At 49.1% G+C, this 20,474-nt stretch carries 12 protein-coding genes and 1 pseudogene; 8 read left to right on the forward strand and 5 right to left on the reverse strand.

The window, feature by feature from the left end; genetic code table 11:
- Window positions 1–57: 57 nt before the first annotated feature.
- Window positions 58–1,413 (reverse strand): annotated as a pseudogene (gene dhaR / locus BZJ21_RS06010) (dihydroxyacetone kinase operon transcriptional regulator DhaR); the annotation flags it as partial.
- Between the two features lie 330 nt (window positions 1,414–1,743).
- Between dhaR and rluB the strand changes: the two are divergent.
- The 3 genes from rluB (at window position 1,744) to BZJ21_RS06025 (ending at window position 6,001) form a co-directional block, all read left to right on the forward strand.
- A complete protein-coding gene (rluB, locus tag BZJ21_RS06015) occupies window positions 1,744–2,721 on the forward strand; it encodes a 23S rRNA pseudouridine(2605) synthase RluB (protein ID WP_021023931.1) in 978 nt (325 codons plus the stop codon).
- Between the two features lie 141 nt (window positions 2,722–2,862).
- The gene (locus BZJ21_RS06020; RefSeq protein WP_077461044.1) at window positions 2,863–3,786 is read left to right on the forward strand and encodes an AraC family transcriptional regulator; all 924 of its coding nucleotides are present in this window, start codon (window positions 2,863–2,865) and stop codon (window positions 3,784–3,786) included.
- A gap of 196 nt (window positions 3,787–3,982) precedes the next feature.
- Window positions 3,983–6,001, forward strand: coding sequence for a TonB-dependent siderophore receptor (locus tag BZJ21_RS06025; protein ID WP_236719523.1), 2,019 nt, complete (start codon window positions 3,983–3,985; stop codon window positions 5,999–6,001).
- Between the two features lie 47 nt (window positions 6,002–6,048).
- Here BZJ21_RS06025 and BZJ21_RS06030 read toward each other — a convergent pair whose 3' ends face one another.
- On the reverse strand, window positions 6,049–6,792 hold the full coding sequence (locus BZJ21_RS06030) for a YciK family oxidoreductase (RefSeq protein WP_021023934.1): 744 nt from the start codon (window positions 6,790–6,792) through the stop codon (window positions 6,049–6,051).
- Window positions 6,793–6,917: 125 nt separating this feature from the next.
- Between BZJ21_RS06030 and sohB the strand changes: the two genes are divergently transcribed.
- The 3 genes from sohB (at window position 6,918) to BZJ21_RS06045 (ending at window position 12,069) form a co-directional block, all read left to right on the forward strand.
- Window positions 6,918–7,970: a protease SohB gene (sohB, locus tag BZJ21_RS06035; protein ID WP_021023935.1), complete on the forward strand. Its 1,053-nt coding sequence runs from the start codon at window positions 6,918–6,920 to the stop codon at window positions 7,968–7,970.
- A 410-nt stretch (window positions 7,971–8,380) separates the two neighbouring features.
- Entirely contained in the window at window positions 8,381–11,011 is a 2,631-nt protein-coding gene (gene topA, locus BZJ21_RS06040) for a type I DNA topoisomerase (RefSeq protein WP_077669351.1), read from the forward strand.
- A 134-nt stretch (window positions 11,012–11,145) separates the two neighbouring features.
- Complete coding sequence (locus tag BZJ21_RS06045; protein WP_077661206.1) at window positions 11,146–12,069, forward strand: TIGR01212 family radical SAM protein; 924 nt, start codon at window positions 11,146–11,148, stop codon at window positions 12,067–12,069.
- 18 nt (window positions 12,070–12,087) lie between these two features.
- On the opposite strand, the gene BZJ21_RS06050 is transcribed toward BZJ21_RS06045, so the two are convergent.
- A complete protein-coding gene (locus BZJ21_RS06050) occupies window positions 12,088–15,216 on the reverse strand; it encodes an efflux RND transporter permease subunit (protein WP_077661207.1) in 3,129 nt (1,042 codons plus the stop codon).
- Window positions 15,209–16,357 (reverse strand): efflux RND transporter periplasmic adaptor subunit, encoded by a 1,149-nt coding sequence (locus BZJ21_RS06055; RefSeq protein WP_077669352.1) that lies wholly within the window; start codon window positions 16,355–16,357, stop codon window positions 15,209–15,211. Before BZJ21_RS06055 ends, BZJ21_RS06050 begins: the two co-directional genes overlap by 8 nt.
- 788 nt (window positions 16,358–17,145) lie before the next feature.
- Between BZJ21_RS06055 and BZJ21_RS06060 the strand changes: the two genes are divergently transcribed.
- Together BZJ21_RS06060 and BZJ21_RS06065 are read left to right on the forward strand one after the other, a co-directional pair.
- On the forward strand, window positions 17,146–18,159 hold the full coding sequence (locus BZJ21_RS06060; protein ID WP_077669353.1) for a porin: 1,014 nt from the start codon (window positions 17,146–17,148) through the stop codon (window positions 18,157–18,159).
- A gap of 71 nt (window positions 18,160–18,230) precedes the next feature.
- Complete coding sequence (locus BZJ21_RS06065) at window positions 18,231–19,049, forward strand: DUF2057 family protein (protein WP_077669354.1); 819 nt, start codon at window positions 18,231–18,233, stop codon at window positions 19,047–19,049.
- Here BZJ21_RS06065 and BZJ21_RS06070 read toward each other — a convergent pair.
- Window positions 19,046–20,470 carry an aminotransferase-like domain-containing protein gene (locus BZJ21_RS06070; protein WP_021023941.1) on the reverse strand — a complete coding sequence of 475 codons (1,425 nt, stop codon included), beginning with the start codon at window positions 20,468–20,470 and terminating at the stop codon, window positions 19,046–19,048. The genes BZJ21_RS06065 and BZJ21_RS06070 overlap by 4 nt on opposite strands.
- Window positions 20,471–20,474 lie beyond the last annotated feature (4 nt).

Below are 20,474 nucleotides of genomic sequence, written 5' to 3' on the forward strand. Positions count from 1 at the left end.
GATCTACATAACAGCATCAGGTGCTAAGGTCGGACTCAGCATCACCAAACTCACCGGAACAGAGGTAGCTAACCTCAACTCCAGGAGAGATACAAGGTCTGGCGATAGGTATTCCACTTTTTCTAAAAACAGAGTTCCGCCGTGAGCTAACTCAAACTTAGAAGGCATGCCCTGTCCTTCATCATAGCCCAAGGTCTCTTTCACCAGTTGTTCCGTATTGATCGAGCGGCAGTTGAGCGTAATGAATGGCCCATCTTTATAGCTACTCTCATTATGAATCGCCATGGCTAACGTCGCTTTTCCCACACCTTCCTCTCCAGTAATGAAGATCGGTGAATTCGATTTTATCGCCCGCTTGGCCATGGTAATCACGTGTTTCATCTTGCGTGAAATAACAGGCAACGTATTGAATGTATATCGTGCACTGCCTCCGATCTGCTGTTGAGCTAGTTCGCGAATTTTATCAATGGGGTGCAAGAACAGTAAATGGGTGCCGTCATTGAGCGCACGCAGCGTGATAATCGCTTCAACAAACTCGCCGCCGACTTCTATTGTGGTCAATTTACGCTTAATTGTTGTGCCAGACTCAATACTGTTGAGTACATTAGGTGGAAAACGAAAAACACAGAACACATCTTTTTCTAAGATATCGCTCGCCTCAATATTCAGTAACCGCTCAGATTGATGGTTAACCATGGTGATGTGATTGTCTCCATCCCATGCCAGGAGACCATCATCCATGGACTCTAGTGTGGCGTTGTGCGCGCAGGAAAGACGGTTAATATTCTCTTGTTCAGAATGAATATGTATCTGCAAACTGATTTCTCTCGCACTTGACGCGATGATGACTAAGCTATCTTTCTGGTAGTGTTCTGCGTTTTTGATCAAACACGTTGTCCCACGTAGCTTGCCAAATTGATCGAAAACAGGTGCTGCCACGGAGGCATAAGGATGTAAGTGACGATTAAAGTGTTCTGCGGCAAATACTTCACAAGGCATATGGGTGTTGATACAGAGATTGACTGCATTGGTACCAATCTTCCCTTCAGAAAGAAAGCAACCGTGTTTTATACCAAGCTCGTTCATCTCCTGCTTTATTACGTCATGCCCGACGAGAGAAAGAATGCAGCCATTGTTGTCAGTCACAATCAATAGCAAATTTTCTTCGCCTAACATATCGTAAGTATCTTCAAGCACTGTGGTGGCACATTCGATAAGATGCTCGTTGCGCTTCATCAAAGACGACAAGGTAAAACCAGAGGCAATGTGTGGTTTTGACCAAGTGTAGGGATTACATTGCTTTATACACCGCTCCCACGACTTAAGTACGGGGGTACGTGAGAATTCATGAGACACCCAGTGGTGTTTTTGGAAAAAGTCCCATTTGGTTTTATTGTCTTCGATCGAAAGCATGCTATACCGCTCTAGCACAAGTTATGGACTGTCGGCATGTTACAGGTACTTTAGCCCAGCAGCTGTGAGAACTTTCACGCCTCAGCACAGAGAGACGAAATGAGCGAGATAAAAGACGTATAAAAACTGACCGTTTTATCCAGTGGTCAGGGTGTATTTTTCTATGCGTGCGTGATGCGGTCGTGTATCATTAGGCACCTGTTATAGCGCCGCGCTTTATCTTGTTGGAGATGTTTCAACAAGTTTTACTAGGGGCGTATTATAACCAGCCATAACGTAGAGTTATTCCGTTTTTGACGCCTGTGAAGGCGACAGTAAGGTAAGACAAACATGAGCGAAAAATTACAGAAGGTGCTAGCGCGTGCTGGCACGGGGTCACGCCGCGAAATGGAAAGCTATATCCAAGCCGGCCGAGTGAGTGTCAATGGTGTGGTGGCCAAGCTGGGCGACCGTCTTGACGATCCGAGTGCGCTGGTGCGTGTCGATGGCCATGCAGTGCCGCTCAATGCGCCTTCTGAGTCAGTATGTCGCGTGCTGGCTTACAACAAGCCAGAGGGCGAACTATGTACGCGTAGCGACCCAGAAGGTCGTCGTACCGTGTTCGACCGGTTGCCAAAGCTCAAAGATGCTCGCTGGGTCGCTGTTGGCCGCTTGGACGCCAACACGTCCGGTCTCATGCTGTTTACCACTGACGGTGAACTGGCAAACCGCTTGATGCATCCAAGCCGCCAAGTGCAGCGTGAATATATGGTGCGCGTTTTTGGTGATGTGAACGAAGACATGGTGCGCAACGTGGTGGCCGGTGTCGAGCTTGAAGACGGTGTTGCCCGCTTTGAGGACGTGGTTTACGCGGGTGGCGAAGGGATGAACCACACCTTTTATGTTGTGATCACCGAAGGGCGTAACCGCGAAGTGCGTCGCCTTTGGGAAACTCAAGGTGTGACTGTGAGCCGCTTGAAGCGAGTGCGTTACGGTGACATTTATCTTGAGAAAGACCTGCCACGTGGTGGTTGGCGCGAGATGGAACTTAAAGAAGTTAACTATTTGCGCGAGATGGTGGAAATGAAGCCTGAATCGCAAACAGTGATCACGCCAGAAGACCAAAAGCGTAAAAAGTCGCGTCAGAAAATTCGTCGAGCAGTGCGCCGCTATGAAGAGCGTATCGACTCGAACGATAAGCCAAAGAAAGCCCGTCAAGCTCGCCGTGGTAATGCCCCGGCAGCAGGACCAAAAGGGTCGGGACCCAAAAAAGGTAGCCCACGCCCTGGCGCGCCAAGAGGGAAAGGGAAGCCTCGGACGCGTAAATAAAACGCTTTCAGCATTAATGAATGAAAACCCGGCCTTGTGTCGGGTTTTTTATTCAAGAGAGAAGAGAAGGGTATACATGATAACGATTATTATTTGTGTTATTGTCAGCTCAATTTATAGAACTATCGATATACGGAAATAATGACGATCGCTGCTGAGCCTTATCAAGCTGCCACCCGTTTGAATCGGATTGAACGTGTATTAGCCTACATCCATACCCATTTAGATCAGCCACTATTGGTTAGTGAACTTGCAGCAAAAAGTTGCTGGTCTCGTTGGCAACTGCAGCGCGTGTTCTCTGAGCAAACGGGGATGAGTGTTGCGCACTACGTGCGGGAGCTTAAATTGAGTGATGCCGCTAAGCAGTTACTGACTGGCCAACGTCGTATCATTGATATTGCCTTATCCTGTGGGTTTACCTCTGAGGCTAATTTTTCCCGCGCATTTCGACAGCAATATAATATGACGCCTCGAGAATATCGTCGACGAGGCATTATGGATGGTATTCGTACACCGTTACAAATTACCACTTTAACCACACCACAACCTCTGTGGTTATCTGTGCAGATTAAAACGCGACCTCAAGCCACAATCGCGGGAGACGTTGCACCGATATTGGGATTATTTGCGCCAGAGCCTGATTTTAATGATGTTGTGCCAGCGCTTTGGCAGCGAGCCTATGCGCGCGGCGTGATTGATCTAAACCAGCCAAGTATTGGTGCCATTGATGTAGCTAGCGCGGATACACTGCAATCACCGTTGCCATACCTTGCGGGACAACAGGCATTAGCAGGCTTTCAACATGACACCACAAGCTGGATCATTCCGGAAACGACCTATGCCGTTATCACGCACTCCGGGCCGGTGAGCGGGCTCCCTGATACATTGCAGGCGTTTATTTACGCTTGGCTACCAGACTCTGGCTATCAATGCACCGATGGTATAGAGCTTGAAATCTACCCCAGTGGTTACCAGCCCCACTCGAATAGCGCAGTAATGACATATTGGGTGCCACTCAATCCCGTGCATCGTGCTATCGATCCCGTGCATCGTGCACCAAAATGAACAGTATTTCCTCTATGTATCCATAAAATACGAATGATTCCGTTTTAGATTTATTGGTTCGTCATTAGAGGAAATCATGATGCATACAGGTTTTTCGTGCCCACGGCAGGCTATTGGGCGATTGTCGCCGTTGACCTTAGCTGTGATTAGCAGCGTGGTAACTGTGTCGGCTTACTCTGCTCCCCAAGAAGCCAACATGGAAACCATACAAGTCCTAGGTGACACGTACCGCAATACCGCCACCAAAACGGTATTGGCACCCGAAGAGACACCACAAGCGGTCACAGTGATTAACCGCGACACTTTGGAGCAGCGCCAAGCAAGCTCATTAAGCGAAGCCGTCCGCTACACCCCGGGCGTAAATACCGAACTTCGCGGTGGGGCCGTGACCCGTCTCGACCTTTTCAATATTCGTGGTTTTATCAACTATCAAAATTTTTACGACGGGTTAGCGATCCCTTATAACACCTGGAATTTACAGCCACAAATTGATCCGATCGCGATTGAGCAAGTCGAGGTTTTTAAAGGGCCTACATCCGTGTTGTACGGAAATATTCCACCGGGTGGCATGGTGAATATGATCGCGAAAACGCCACAGCGTGAAGCCGCGCATCGGGTTGGCGTCAGTACTGATACAGAGGCGTTGCGAGAAATATCAGTCGACAGCACCGGAGCGATTCAAGATACCTCGTTAGCCTATCGGATGGTGGCGCTGGCACGGCAAAAAGACGGGCAAGCCGGGCATTCAGAAGAAGAGCGTTATGTCGTGGCTCCGTCGCTAGATTGGCGTATCTCGCAAGATACCTTAGTGAATTTTAATCTTTATTATCAAGCGGACCCGGCTGCGGGCATTTATACGTCGCTACCAGCAAAAGGCTCAGTGCTGCACAGTGACCAAGGCAGCCTTTCCAGTGACAGTTTTTCCGGTGACAACAACTGGAATACCTACGACCGAGAGTTTTTAATGCTGGGCTATAAGGTGCAACACCAACTCGCTTCTGATTGGTCACTACTGCACACCGCACGATACACCGATGCCGATTTACTGCAAAAGAACATGTACCATCAAAAAAGCAGTGATGGCAGACACTATCCGCGTAATGCATACCTGACAGATGAAACCATGGAATCGTGGGTGGTTGATACTCAGCTTTCTGGCGATTTGCGCTGGGGGGCAGCGCAGCATTACACCTTGTTCGGCTTGGATTATCAAAACATGTCGTCCAATGTTGGCTATGACGATACCCTTGCAGGTGTGGTGCCGGCTATTGATATCTTTGAGCCCAATAATAACCAGGTTGACCCAAGTTCACTTAGCTTCGTTTATCAGGATCAGCATGACATTGAGGTCACGCAGACCGGACTCTACGCCCAAGATCAGATCCTTTGGAATCAATGGGTCTTTCTCGCTGGCGCGCGATACGATGAATATGAGTTAAAAGATAATCAGCAAACATTGTTTGCTGGGTCACCGAGTACCTCTGATAAAAACATTCGCCACTACAATTTGGCGTTTCGCGCCGGAGCCATGTACCAATTTGATAACGGTATTTCCCCTTATCTCAGTTACTCCGAGAGCTTTGAGCCGACAGACATGGATAATCGAGGTAATGTCTTTGATCCATCGAAGGGCGAGCAGTGGGAAGCAGGCTTGAAGTATTTATCGTTGGATGGGACGACAGGGCTCAACTTGGCGTTATTTGAGCTGACTAAGCAAGATGCCTTGGTCAACGATCCCAATGATTCTTACGCCAAAATTCAAACGGGTGAAATCCGTTCGCGAGGCGTAGAAATTGAACTGAATCATGCGCTGAGCCTAGATACCAATGTGGCCTTAACCTATAGCTATATTGATATGGAGATCACCGACGATCCTAACCTTGATGGCAAGACACCGGTTTGGGTGCCCGAGCAAACGGCCAGTGCTTGGGTGAACCATCAGTTAACCTCCGGATTAGAAGTGAGCGTGGGGGCGCGTTATGTGGGCGAGTCACAGGGTAACGCGAACAATACCTTTAAAGTGCCTGATTATACCCTGTTTGATACCGCTCTAAACTATGATCTTGCTCAGCTAGATACGTCGCTATCAGGAGCGAAATTGTCACTATCTGCAACGAACGTGCTGGATAAAACGACCTATAGCTGCTTCGACGAGCTGAACTGTTGGTATGGTGATGAGCGGAATGTAAAAGCAAAAATTACCTTTGATTTTTAAACCGCGTTTGTGAAAAACAACGCCCCCGTCAATGGGGGCGTTGTTGTTTATCGTTTGGGTTGCGCATCAATGCACTGGCCATGCACTTCAACACCTTCCGGGGCCATGAGGTAGACGTAGAGCGGAATAATATCGAGTGGCGTTTTTAATGTGTCGGGATCCTCGCCTGGGAAGGCGCTGGCGCGCATGCTAGTTCGCGTGCCACCTGGATTAATCGCGTTCACTCGTACCTTGGTGTCTGACATTTCATCGGCCAGTACTTGCATCATTCCTTCCGTGGCGAACTTAGAAATCGCGTAGCTGCCCCAGTAAGCACGGCCTTGATGACCCACGGTAGACGTGGTAAACACCACCCGCGCATCATCAGACTTTTTCAGCAGTGGCAGCAAGGCTTGTGTCATCAACATGGTGGCTTTGACGTTCACTTGCATCACATCGTCATGCGATTTTTCATCGATTTGATCGAAAGGGCTTAGCACACCGAGCAGGCCAGCATTATGGAGTACTCCGTCTAAACGACCAAATTGCTGGTCAATGGTATCCGCCATGTCGAGATAATGCTGCCGGGTTGCCCCCAGCATATCTAAGGGAATAATGGCAGGTTGTGGTGCGCCCGTGGCAGTAATTTCATCGTACACAGCTTCAAGTTTTTTCACGGTGCGGCCGAGCAAAATCACCGTCGCGCCTTTTTCGGCATAGCTCAGTGCCGCTTGACGACCAATACCAGCGCCGGCGCCGGTGACCAAAATTACACGCCCTTGAAGCGCGTCGGAGGTTACTTGATAGTCCACAGTACAAATCCTTATTTATTGTTAAACGTAGATTATTGTAAGGTTGCGGGTAATGTGTGACAACCAAGTGCGTGATGCACTGGGCTGAGGCATTGCAAACTCAGAGATAAAAAGAGGATACAACATTGGAATTCATTGCGGATTATGGGCTTTTTTTAGCGAAAGTCGTCACCTTTTTAATGGCAGCGGTGGTGTTAGTGGCACTGCTACGCGCGGCGAATGATAAAGGCGGACAGAAAGGCAGCCTGAAGCTTACCGATTTAACCGATAGCTTTAAGACCTACCGGCAGTCGCTCGAACATCATCTTTACAATGAGTCATCGTTAAAGGCGCGCGATAAAGACGAGAAAAAGGCGAAAAAGAAAGAAGAAAAGGCACAAAAGGCCGCAGCGAAGAAGCAAACGGCGCAGCCAACACAGCGCGATCCACAACTTTTTGTTCTGACTTTTAAAGGCAGTATTGATGCCCGCGAAGTCGAGGCATTGCGTGAGGAAGTGACCGCCATTTTGTCGGTAGCGACCGAACAAGATGAAGTCTTGGTTAAACTGGAAAGTGGCGGCGGCATGGTGCACGGCTATGGGTTAGCCGCCTCGCAACTGGCACGCGTTCGTAAAGCCGGCGTACCGCTGACTGTCGCGGTTGACAAAGTCGCGGCTAGCGGTGGCTATATGATGGCATGTGTGGCCGATAAGCTGATCGCTGCGCCTTTCGCAATCATTGGTTCGATTGGTGTAATTGCCCAGCTCCCTAACTTTAATAAGTTGCTCAAGAAAAACGATATTGAGTTTGAGCAGCTGACCGCAGGGGAGTTTAAACGTACCTTGACCATGTTTGGTGAAAATACCGATAAAGCGCGTGAAAAATTCAAAACCGAGTTGGAAGAAACGCATGGTCTATTCAAAGCGTTTATCACCGAGCACCGCCCTTCGTTAAATGTTGATGAGGTCGCAACCGGCGAGCACTGGTTTGGCAACCAAGCATTAGAACTTGGCTTGATTGATCAAGTCTGCACCAGCGACGAGTATCTTTTTGAGGCGGCCAACAAGGATCGTAAAGTGCTATCGGTCTCTTATCAGCAGCGCAAAAATATCGCTGAGAAATTAGCAGGGACCTCCGCTGAGGTGGCCGATCGTGTGTTACTTAAATGGATTAGCCGAGGCCAGCGTCCGCTGGTGTAAGCAAGCGCGCGTGCATGATACCGGTATATTGCACATAAAATAGGGCATCGTCGCATTGACTGCTGGCATGCCTTTGGCTTGGCGAAATCACGCTATGATGGGATAAATATCAAGAATAATGTGAGCCAAGCCAAAAATTACCGTATCCACTTAGCTATTTTACAGGCGGCAATGGTAATGATTAGCGCGCTTTTTGCCGAAAAGTGGCATAGCGAATAACCGATACACTACTATCACAATTGGTTAACAATTGTGGAAGGTACGAGCAATCAGCGTGTTTTACTGCGAATTTAGTTGATATTCGGCTAGACTCGCTCAATATTGTAAAACAGATAGCGGCATTCCAATATCGGAGTGCAACGCAACGAATTTTCGACAGTTTTAGCGCAAAGGGCGTCAATTAGGTCATTATGGGCAAATCTCTCGTTATCGTGGAGTCCCCTGCAAAGGCGAAAACGATCAACAAATATCTCGGCAAAGATTTCATTGTGAAGTCGAGTGTCGGGCATGTGCGTGATCTGCCTACTGGAGCGACCCAGGGCGGTAAAAAAGCTGCACCTGTGTCTACGAAAGGGCTCAGCGCCGAAGAAAAAGCGCAAATTAAGAAACAAAAAGAAAAGAAGGCGCTCATCAATAAGATGGGCGTCGATCCTTACAACGGTTGGCAGGCGAAATATCAAGTGCTGCCGGGCAAGGAAAAAGTCGTTGCCGAACTCAAATCACTGGCCGAGCAAGCTGACCATGTTTATCTCGCAACGGATTTGGACCGCGAAGGGGAAGCTATAGCTTGGCACCTGCGGGAGCTGATCGGTGGCGATGAAGATCGTTTTAAGCGTGTTGTGTTTAACGAGATCACCAAAAATGCCATTACCCAGGCGTTTGAAGCGCCGGGAGACGTCAACATTGATGGCGTCAATGCACAGCAAGCCAGGCGTTTTCTCGATCGTGTGGTGGGCTTTATGGTGTCACCGCTGCTTTGGAAAAAAGTGGCGCGCGGTTTGTCGGCAGGGCGTGTGCAATCGGTCGCGGTGAAATTGTTGGTCGAACGCGAGCATCAAATTAAAGCGTTTATTCCTGAAGAGTTTTGGGATGTGCATGCGGACACGCTCACCCCTAACGAGCAGGCGCTTCGATTGCTCGTTGCACAGCAAAACGGAAAAGCCTTTAAGCCGAAAAACAGCGATGAGGCGATGGCCGCGGTGGCCGCGTTGGAAAACGCGAGCTACGTGGTACGTGATCGTGAAGATCGCCCCTCAACCAGTAAGCCATCTGCGCCCTATATCACCTCAACACTTCAGCAAGCCGCCAGTACGCGGTTAGGCTTTGGGGTGAAGAAAACCATGATGTTAGCGCAGCGTCTTTATGAGGCGGGTTACATCACCTATATGCGTACCGATTCTACCAACCTCAGTAAAGAGGCGGTGGACGCAGCGCGGGGACATATTGCCAGCGAATACGGTGAACAATATTTACCTGAGTCGGCGAACGTCTACGGGGCAAAAGCCAATGCGCAAGAAGCCCACGAAGCGATCCGTCCATCGGATGTTGGCGTGACGGCGAGCGATTTGCAAGGTATGGATCCTGATGCGCATCGACTGTACGACCTGATATGGCGTCAGTTCGTGGCGTGTCAAATGGTACCGGCTAAGTACGACTCCACCACATTGACCGTAGAGGCCGGTGAGTTCTCTTTGAAAGCAAAAGGGCGGATTTTACGTTTCGATGGTTGGACGCGCGTACAGCGCCCGACGGGTAAAAACGAAGATCAAATCTTGCCTGCGGTGGAAGTGGGACAATCACTGACGTTGAGTCAGCTTGATCCGAAACAGCACTTCACTAAGCCACCGGCGCGATTCACGGAAGCGGCTTTGGTTAAAGAGCTGGAAAAAGCGGGTATTGGCCGTCCGTCCACGTATGCGTCGATCATTTCGACCATTCAAGATCGTGGTTATGTGCGCGTCGAAAATCGTCGTTTCTACGCAGAGAAAATGGGAGAGATCGTCACCGATCGTCTGACCCAGAGCTTTGCAGACTTGATGGATTACGACTTTACCGCCCGGATGGAAGCGTCGCTGGATAAAATCGCTGAAGGTCAAGCCGATTGGAAAGGCGTGCTTGACGACTTCTTTGCCGACTTCACCGCAGAGCTAGAGCAAGCGGAACAAGACGAAGAAGAAGGCGGGATGAAACCGAACAATATGGTCATGACGGATATCGATTGTCCAACATGTGGCCGTAAAATGGGTATTCGTACTGCATCAACTGGCGTCTTTTTGGGCTGCTCAGGGTATGCATTACCGCCGAAAGAGCGTTGCAAAACCACCATCAATCTGATGGATGAAGACGGCATTGTTAATGTCCTAGAAGAGGATGTTGAAACCGCGGATCTTCGTGCCATGAAACGTTGTCCGATTTGCGAAACGGCGATGGATTCATACCTGATTGACCAACATCGTAAGCTTCATGTCTGTGGTAATAACCCAAGCTGTGAAGGTTATGTGGTCGAAAAGGGTGAGTTTAAACCGAAAGGCTATGACGGTCCGGTCGTTGAGTGTGACAAATGTGGTAACGATATGGTGCTGAAAAATGGCCGCTTCGGGAAGTACATGGGTTGCACCAATGATGAATGTAAGAATACGCGCAAGATCTTGAAAAACGGTGATGTTGCACCACCGAAAGAAGATCCTGTGCATTTCCCTGAACTGCCTTGCGAAAATTCGGACGCCTATTTTGTGCTGCGAGACGGCGCCTCGGGGCTGTTTATGGCGGCAAGTAACTTCCCTAAATCGCGTGAAACTCGCGCGCCGCTGGTGGAAGAGCTCGATCGCTTTAGAGATCGTATCTCGGAGAAATTCCAATACCTTGCGGATGCACCACAACAGGATCCTGATGGACGACCGACGGTAGTTCGTTTTGCACGTAAAACCAAAGAAAACTACGTGCGAAGTGAAGAAGACGGTAAGCCATCCGGCTGGTCAGCTTTCTTTGTCGATGGTCAGTGGGAAGTCACTGACAAGCGCAAGAAGAAGGCCAAAGCCTAATGAGATTCAACCCGCCATCACGGCGGGTTTTTTTTCGTCGTTTTTAGCGGCCGTGATACCGACGTTTGATCTCTACCAAAGTGCCACTGGTTTGTGCTGCTAAGATGCGACTTTGTATTGAGCCACGAGGCACCATGGAGCTGCACCAGTTAGTTAATACACTTGGCCAAGATCTCAAGCACCGCTATGGCGAACGGGTGCATAAACTGACGTTGCACGGTGGTTTTAGCTGCCCAAACCGCGATGGTACGTTGGGACGGGGCGGTTGCACGTTTTGTAATGTGGCCTCGTTTGCGGATGAAAAAGCGCAACATGCATCGGTCAGTCAACAACTCAGTCAACGCGCCAAAGAAGTGGATCGTGCCCGCCGTTATTTAGCGTATTTTCAGGCTTATACCAGCACCTATGATGAAGTCGCCCGTTTAAAAGTGTTATACGAGCAAGCACTGGCCCAAGAGCACATGGTGGGATTATGTGTGGGAACACGTCCTGATTGCGTGCCGCATGCCGTGCTCGATTTGCTTGCAGATTATTATCAACAAGGCTTTGAGGTGTGGTTAGAGCTTGGCTTACAAACCGGCCATGATAAAACGCTCAAACGCATTAATCGTGGGCATAACGTCGCGGTATACCAACAGGTCGCAACAAAGGCCCGTGCCTTAGGGATCAAAGTGTGCACCCATTTAATTGTCGGCCTGCCAGGGGAGGAGATAACGGCCCATCAACAGACGATTGATACAGTGGTAAATACGGGCACCGATGGGATCAAGTTGCATCCGCTGCACATCGTTGAAGGAAGCACCATGGCAAAGGCGTGGCGAGCTGGGCGACAAAGGAAAATTTCGTTCGACGATTACATCGCTAGCGCCTCGATGATGATTCAGCGAACGCCACCAGAGGTGGTTTACCATCGGGTGTCGGCAAGTGCACGTCCACCCACATTGTTAGCACCTGCCTGGTGTGAAAATCGCTGGCTTGCGATGACAGCGATCGCCGAGACACTCACACAAACAGGCGCACAAGGGGCCGCGCTGGGCCACCCCTTTGTAGGGCGCTAGCCGATTGAATCTTTTGAACTAGCGGGGTTGATCCTCTGATGCCGTTGGCAAGACGCGTTGCATTAGTCTTTGCAACACTCTGCCAATATCTTGCAATATCAGGTACAAGCAAGGCACAAGAATCAGTGTGAGCAAGGTTGCGAACATCACGGCAAAGCCTAACGCCACTGCCATGGGGATCACAAACCGTGCTTGTAAGCTAGTTTCAAACATGATCGGCAGTACCCCGGCAAAGGTGGTGATGGAGGTGAGAGTGATGGCACGAAAACGCGCGCAGCCGGCGTCAATCACCGCTTGTTTGACTGCAACGCCCGCTTGCCGAGCCCGGTTGATGTAATCGGTCATTACCAGTGAATCGTTGACCACCACACCTGCCGCGGCAATTAAGCCAAAGGTCGACATCAAGCTCAAATCGATATCAAACCAATAATGTCCCCAAATGGCGCCGGTGAGACTAAATGGGATCACCGACATAATGATTAATGGCTGGGTGTAACTTTTTAATGGTACGGCAAGCAATGCATAGACCACGATCATGCCAGCGATAAAAAACAGCAGTTGCTCACTTTGCTGAGCTTGTTGCTCCTCAATCGAGCCACTGAGCTCACTGGTGACTTCAGGATAATCGGCCAACACATCAGGTATTATCGATTGTCGAATCGTTTCAACCACTTGGTTGGGTTCTACTTGCTCTTCATCAATGGCGCCATAGACGTAGACAGTGCGAAACCCTGCTTCACGGCGAAGGCTACTGATCCCAGGCTGTTGCTCAAAGTTGACCACATCACCCAGCATCACTTGTTGCCCCGTTGGCGTCGTAATCACGGCATAGCGTAGCGATGAGAAGGTTTCTCGCGTGCGCTTTGGATACCGCACCATGACTTTGATTTCTTCACCGTCTCGGATCAATCGCTGTGCTTCACCGCCATAAAAGCTGCCCCCAACTTGCTGGGCAATGGTCGTCAGATCCAGTCCCAGATCATGGGCGACGGGAGTGAGCGAGATCAGAATTTCCTGACTGCCAGAATCCATCGAAGAGGATATATCGAAAAGCCCTGGTTGCTGATTAAGGCGTGACATCAGCGCCCGCCCAGCGGCATTGAGGGTATCAATATCGGGGCCGAATAACAGGTAACCAAATTCATCACCTTGTTCTCCGCCGTTGACATCGTCTTGAATGGTGAGCTTTTTCACCCCCGGAATATCAGGCATGGCATCGCGCCAGCGCCGAGAGAGTTCAAAAGTGGTAAAGGGGCGAACGGCATCATCCACCAAGGGGATCACCAGCTGCCCAGCGGTTCGGCCCTCATTAAATACCAAGGTTTCTTTGATCATGGCTTGGCCGGTTTCCGCTTGAGTGTTGTTATCAACGTCGTAGACCATACGCTCGATAGCTTTTAGGGCAGCGATGGTTTGTTCGCTCGATGCGTTGTTATTCATCTCTAAACGAATATTGGGGAAGTCATGTGGTACTTTCGGCGTCGGCACCATACGAACGTGGCTGGCCACCACCAAAGCAATACTGATAGCCAATAGGGCAATGAATACGGTAAGTACAGACCAACGCCAGTGTGTGGCTCGGGTGACTGTACGGCGATAAGGGCCGTGAATGAATTGCTGAAAACGGCGGTTAAAGCGTTGGCGTAAGCTATTTGGTTTAGGGGTAGAAAAGTGGGTATGAGCAAGGTGTGCTGGAAGGATGAGTTTGGATTCAATCAAACTAAATACCAGACACAAGATGACAATGGCGGCGATACCAAAGAAGAAGGCACGCTCTGGTCCACTAGACATCAAAAAAGGGGCAAACACTGCAATGGTCGTTAATACCCCAAAGGTAGCGGGCGTTGCAACCCGTTGAGCACCGGCAACCACGTTATTCACACCACCGCCCTTATGCTCGACTTCGGTATAAACGCTTTCGCCTATCACAATGGCATCATCAACGACGATCCCCAACACCATAATAAAGGCAAATAACGACACAATATTAATACTGACCCCTATCACTGGCATCAGCATAACCGCGCCAAGAAAACAAACGGGCAGTCCAACGAGCACCCACATTGCTAGCTTGAAGCGTAAAAAGAGGGTCAGTAACAACGCGACGAGCACTGCCCCTTGCAGCAAGTTTTTGAGCATCATGTCCAAGCGCGCGTTTAAGTAGTGGGTCATATCAACCACGGACTTTAGCGCCAAACCGGCTGGAAGCGTGTTGTTTTTCGTCTCGATGTAATCTTTGACTGCGGAGGCGACGGTAACCATGTTTTGCGACGCTGTCGCGTTCACCGAGAGAAAGATGGCATTTTGCCCAGAGTATTTAAAATAGCGCTCACCTTCGGTAAAGCCATCTTTAATGGTCGCGATATCTTGCAGTCGTAGCCGGCTACCATTTGGACCAATTTTAATCGGGATCTGTCGAAATTCGTCGCCGCGATAGCGTTGGTTTTCCACGCGAATGGCGATCATACCGCTATCGGTGCGCACTTCACCGGCTGAGAAGTTGGCTGAATAGCGGGCTATGGCATCACTGACTTGACCCAGAGTGAGGTCGTATTTTCTTAATTGTTGGGGTGCAACTTCAATGGCGATTTCGTAGTTAGGGGCACTGAGCTCGACTAATGTCACATCGTTAAGTTGAAGTAACTCGTCTTCGATGTTTTGTGCGACGGGTTTTAGCTCGGTCAGTGGCTTGTCGCCCACCACCGCCATGCGTATCACTGTTTGTCGAAACTCAACTTGCGACACATTGAGCGGCTCCATAGACGCGGGCAGATTAGAAATGGCATCGACTTTCTGATTCACCCGATCCAACACCACATTGAGGTCTTCGCCAACATCCACTTCGATTTCGACACGGCCAAAGCCTCGGCGTGCTGTCGATACCACAGACTCAATGCCGGTGACATCTTTAATGGCTTCTTCCACCTTTACGAGGATGCTCTCTTCAACCTCTTGTGGCGAGGCGCCTGGGTAGTCAGCAGTGATATGGATATAATTAATTTCGATGTTGGGGAACATCTGACGTTGAATAAAGAAGTAGCTCGCGATCCCCATGATCAATACAAAAATCATGATCAGATTCGCCGCGACAGGGTTATGTGCAAAATACGCAATGAGACCACGAGGTGGCGTAGGGGCTTCATTCATCGTCGTCGTTCTCCTGCGCAACCTGCGATGCCACGCGTACCGTCATTCCCGCTTCAGGAAACTCGGGGGGCGTTGTCACAATCTGGTCATTGGCACTTAGCCCTTGGTCCGCATAAAGGTATTGCCCTTCGGCACGGACAATATTCAAGGCGCGAGATGAAAGTTGGCCCTTGCCATCGACCACCCAAACTTGTCGATTATTTGCCAAGGCTTGGGGAAGTTTAAATACTGCGTCTAATGTGGTGCCGTTAAAGGCCACCTCAACATAACTGCCGAAGGGCAGAGTTGGTTTAGGCGAACTGATACCGTAGGGATCATCAAGACGCACCACCACACGCATCATCCGTGTACTTTGTTCCACAATCCCTAAATCACGCACCACGGTGCCTTCGCGATGAATCGGCGATGTGCCATTTCGTGTCAGCGAGGCCTGAATACCTTCGAGTTGTTCGGGCAGAAATGCACTGTCAAACCCAGCCACAGGTACGTGGACTTCCGCCACTTCAACATTGTTGATCGTACCCACAGTCGTGCCTGCGCTAATATATTGACCCACACCGATATCGCGTGAGACCACTAGGGCATCATAGGGTGCAGTGACTTGACAGTTATCAAGATCGCGTTGAGCGCGTTTTAATGTCGCTTGGGCCGACTTCACCCGCGCCTTGGCTGTTAATAGTTGTGGTTTGCGTAAATAGAGATCGGTGACCTGTGTCGGAGGCAAGCTTTTTGCTTGGCGCTTTGCCACTGCGGCTTGCGCTTGTTCTTCAATGAGAGCGGCTTGCGCGCTGGCGAGATCGGCCTCTGCACTGAGCACCGCCGCCTGATAATTATCCGCCTCAATAGAGAAGAGCACGTCGCCACGTTTTACGATGCCACCGGCGACAAAATTCGGGTGCCAATCCATGACTTCTCCCGATACTTGCGCGGAGATTTGCGTGGTTTCCAGCGGCATTAATTCACCATGCCCCGTGATGACTACTTGATGTTGCGTAGGCGTGATGAACTGCGTATCGACGATCGGCGGAGGAGGAGCGGGATTATCGACCTGTGTCTCTGATTCCGTTGCCGCAATAGCAGTATAGCCAAGGTAGCCGAGCCCTAATACCACTAAGGGCAGAATCCAACGTAGTCCTTTCATTAATGATGAGTCCTTTCTGTGCGTCGCCATGTGTCGTGTGACAGCCGATTCGGGTTATATGTCTATTAACTAATTTATCATGTAACGTCAGTACTGTGATGACACGCTAACTGATCTTTTGAATTTCATCATTTTTTGTTGCACTCAACACGTTACGACTGAGTGTGTCCTCCCGATCGCCTCGTTTCGCTCATCCGGCATGTGTCTTTTGCTAAAACGCAAACCTGTTCTTTTTTTTCAATAGATAATTACATAGTTAGTTTTTATCTCACTTATTTTTACGTTTTTTACGTGATTTCTCTGAATTTGTTGGTAAAAAACAAGCGATCCACGCGGCTATAATCTTGTTATTTTCCACAATAAAAAAAGAAAGGGGCTTTTTTACGATTTTAACGTAGCGGCACAGGGTTTTATTGAATAAGAGAGGCTGTTTTATGTACCTATGGGAATAAAGATGGTTACGCTTGTTTTAAGGTATCCTTGTGAGATATAAAATAAAAAAATATAATATTCAAATACTTATGTTTTTAGTGTTGCATTTTGATGTCAGATCTATGTCATAAAAATGCCTAAAATATGCTCGCCGTCATATTATTCGTATTAAAAATTAAGTCGTGATTGATATTTTTCTCTGCGTATTTAGTCTGGAGATGTGGTTACACGAAATGTGTAAGCAGCGGGGTGAAAACATGACATGAATGTTTATGTTTTCGAATCGGTTTTGCACTCGATAAAACTTAATAACCCAACGGGGCAAGACCTCATCTTGCAGGCAGCAGGAGTATTTCATGAACAAAGTTTTTAAACACACACTTTTGGGCACACTGGTCGCTATTGGTTCAACAGGCGCGATAGCAGCTGATCATGACAATGTGGTTGGCGTGTTGAGTGATTATAATGTTGATATCTATGGTGTTGCTGCAATTTCCGCATTTTATCAAGAGGATAACAACGGTTACGATTACGAGAATGAGTCTCGAATTGGATTCCGGGCGGGAAAAGACTTCAATGAAGATGTTTATATCTTTATGCAAATTGAGTCAGGTTATGTGGGTGAAGATGGTACAGGCTCGACACTTGGCGGACGTGATACCTTTATCGGTATGAAAGGCGATTGGGGTCAGGTGCGCTTTGGTCGAATGCTTACGCCTTTGTATGAAGTGGTGGACTGGCCCTATTCAAACCCAGGGTTAGGCCGTGTCTTCGACTGGGGTGCGGACACTAAGTCGCATTATGATCGTAAAGGCGATATCGCACGCTATGACTCACCAGACTTCGATGGTTTTAGTTTCGATGTGTCTGTTGGACGTGGCGATAAAGATGTCAACGGCTCAAACCATTTTGGCGCTGCGGCACACTATACTGTGGCAGAGGCCTTTACGTTGCACGGCGGTTACGAATACAACTCGAACTACTCTGATGACATTGATACTCAAGCCTATTTAGCCGGGGTTGAGATCCCACTTCCTGGCGGATTTAAGGTGTCTGCAGCCTATAAATACAATGATGGTGTATACAAGACAGATGGTGTCAACAAAGATACTGAGGCAGAACAAGAACAAGTGTCAGTAGTCGGTGAATACTGGAGTGGTCCATGGGGCTATCGTCTTGGTTATGCAGCGAATGGTGACTCCGATCTTGATAATAACGCGAATGTTGATGACAGCGAATCAGTGATTGCGGGTCAATTAATGTATTCTCATAACGGTTTCTTACCGTATTTACGCGTTGGTCAACATGATGCCTATAACGCCGACGAGAAAAGTGCCTTTGCCCGTGTGGGGATTGAATACAACTTTTAGTCTACAGCTTTGCCTTTCTATTTTTCGCCGGCCAGGAAGGCCGGCTTTTTTGCTTCCAATAAGGGTGGTTTATGAACACTTATTTACGTCTGATTACTGCTTCTAGTTGTTTATTGATGGTTGGTTGCGCGAGCTACGATTCGTCTAGTCAGTTTGACGATGTGGTGAAATCAATCAAAGAGCGGCACCACTATGTACAAATCGCAACAAAATCGATCACGCCAGATACACAAGCGTTGGTAGGTGCCGATATTGTTAAAGCAGCGTCCCATTATGTGGGTAATTACGCTACCGGCGATGTGGATAAAGCTGAACTAGCTTCTTCAAAACTCATCACAGAAGTATCTTTTTTTAAAAATTATCAAGAGTTTAATTCGGTAACGATCAACGGAGAAGCCATTCAACTAGAAAATATGCGTGTAACATCAGAGTCTTGCACCGAACATTGTGTAACCACGCAATATGTTGCGTTCCCATTGTCTCCCGAAACCGTGGTGAACTGGCCTGAGTCAAACGTACGCTTTATCTTTAACAGTTCAGGCGGTGGTAATCGTGTGCAGTTTTCTATCCCTAAAGCGTATTTTACCGCCGCGAATCAAGAAGCGGCGCGGGTAGTGGGAAAAAGGATTAATCCGTCCTTGGTTGCTAGTGGTGCTGAAACGAGCGAAAAAGTGGCACAGCAGCCTGAAGCGATGATTGATTATTGGTATCAAAAAGCCAATGAATCTGACCGTAACGCATTTGCCGATTGGGCGTTTGCTAATCGTGATGGTAGTGGCACACTGCCAACCACCCAGAGTCAGCCTTTGCAGATGATGGGGTACTGGTATCAACAAGCGACACCCACCTCACGCAAAGCGATCCTCACTTGGTTGCTTAACCAGTCTTAGCTTTTTATCAAACCTTGAATGTGCTGTGCAATCAAATCGCACAAGGTTGCCAGCGCATTTTGATGAGCATGATCGAGCGGGTAAGACGCATTGAGCCGAAAGCAATGCGCAAACTGTGCGTGCGTGGCAAACATATTACCCGGTGCGATACTGATATGATGTTTGAGCGCAAGGTGGTACAGCGCGGTGGTATTACTGCCTTTGGGCAATGCAATCCATAAAAAGTATCCGCCTTGACTGTTGACTACCTCAACATCTCGGGGCAAGTGGTCAATAAGAAATTGATATGTCGCTTTTTTTCGCTTGGCGAGTGTGCGGCGCAGTTGCTTTAAGTGGTGCTCGTAGTTTCGGTTGTGTAAGTAGTGCGCGACGGCAAGCTGAATCGGGACGCTGGTGGTCACTGTGCTCATCAGTTGGAGCTTTTGTAGCTTCTGGGCTTGATCACCTGCCGCAACCCAGCCGAGGCGAAAGGCATCGACCAGCGTTTTTGAAAACGATGAGCAGTGCAAGACATGGCCACTGCTATCGAATGCTTTGGTGGGCAGTGGTTTGTGCTCACCCTCGTAGAGCTCGCCATATACATCATCTTCGATTAAGTAAACCTGATAGCGTTTAACTAGATCGGCTAGACGCGCTTTCTTCTCGTTTGACAGCGAATAACCCAACGGGTTTTGATGATTGCTCATTAACCAGCAAGCGCGAATCGGGTGAGTTTGCAAGACGCGTTCTAAGGCATCAAGGTCAATGCCTTCGGTGGGATGCGTTCTGATCGCCATCGCTTTCAGCCCCCTATTTTCAAGTGCTTGTAACGCGCCGTAAAACGCGGGGCTTTCTACCGCGACCCAGTCACCAGGCTGAGTGACCGCGCGTAAGCTAAGGTTGAGTGCATCTAGCCCGCCGGCGGTAATCACTATCTCATCGGGAGAGACTTGCATCCCCTGTGCCGCATAGCGCTGGGCAATCAGGTGGCGCAGTTGAGCATTGCCCGGAGGGAGATTATCGACCACGCTGTGAATGGACATAAAGCGTACCGCGGTGGTGAGCGAACGGTTTACTTGGTGGCGGGGAGCAAGCAGGGGATCGACATACGCATGCCCATAACTCGCCATGCCGGGGGAGCGGCTGGCTTGCAACACATCGAAAATGTAGTCATTAATATCCACCGATTCAGTAGGATGGATGGCACTGTCTGACCCATTCTGGGTAAGCTCGGCATGGGGGGCGACGCGGTAGCCTGAGCGGGACTGAGAAACAATCCAACCTTGGCTTTCTAGCAGTTGATAGGCTTGTAGCACTGTCATCATACTCAAACCTGAATAAGCGGCCTGTTTTCTAAGAGAGGGGAGCTTTTCTCCAACGTGCCAAATGCCGGTCTGAATTTGTTGTTTTATCTGTTCACTAAGCTGTTGATACTTAGACACGTTT

The organism is Salinivibrio costicola subsp. alcaliphilus, from assembly GCF_001996185.1.
GTDB classification, from domain to species: domain Bacteria; phylum Pseudomonadota; class Gammaproteobacteria; order Enterobacterales; family Vibrionaceae; genus Salinivibrio; species Salinivibrio costicola.

Excerpts from the sequence above, each read along its gene's own strand:
- rluB (WP_021023931.1), top strand. The coding sequence starts at position 1,744 with ATGAGCGAAAAATTACAGAAGGTGCTAGCGCGTGCTGGCACGGGGTCA.
- BZJ21_RS06020 (WP_077461044.1), top strand. The coding sequence starts at position 2,863 with ATGACGATCGCTGCTGAGCCTTATCAAGCTGCCACCCGTTTGAATCGG.
- BZJ21_RS06025 (WP_236719523.1), top strand. The coding sequence starts at position 3,983 with ATGGAAACCATACAAGTCCTAGGTGACACGTACCGCAATACCGCCACC.
- topA (WP_077669351.1), top strand. The coding sequence starts at position 8,381 with ATGGGCAAATCTCTCGTTATCGTGGAGTCCCCTGCAAAGGCGAAAACG.
- BZJ21_RS06045 (WP_077661206.1), top strand. The coding sequence starts at position 11,146 with ATGGAGCTGCACCAGTTAGTTAATACACTTGGCCAAGATCTCAAGCAC.
- BZJ21_RS06050 (WP_077661207.1), bottom strand. The coding sequence starts at position 15,216 with ATGAATGAAGCCCCTACGCCACCTCGTGGTCTCATTGCGTATTTTGCA.
- BZJ21_RS06055 (WP_077669352.1), bottom strand. The coding sequence starts at position 16,357 with ATGAAAGGACTACGTTGGATTCTGCCCTTAGTGGTATTAGGGCTCGGC.
- BZJ21_RS06060 (WP_077669353.1), top strand. The coding sequence starts at position 17,146 with ATGAACAAAGTTTTTAAACACACACTTTTGGGCACACTGGTCGCTATT.
- BZJ21_RS06065 (WP_077669354.1), top strand. The coding sequence starts at position 18,231 with ATGAACACTTATTTACGTCTGATTACTGCTTCTAGTTGTTTATTGATG.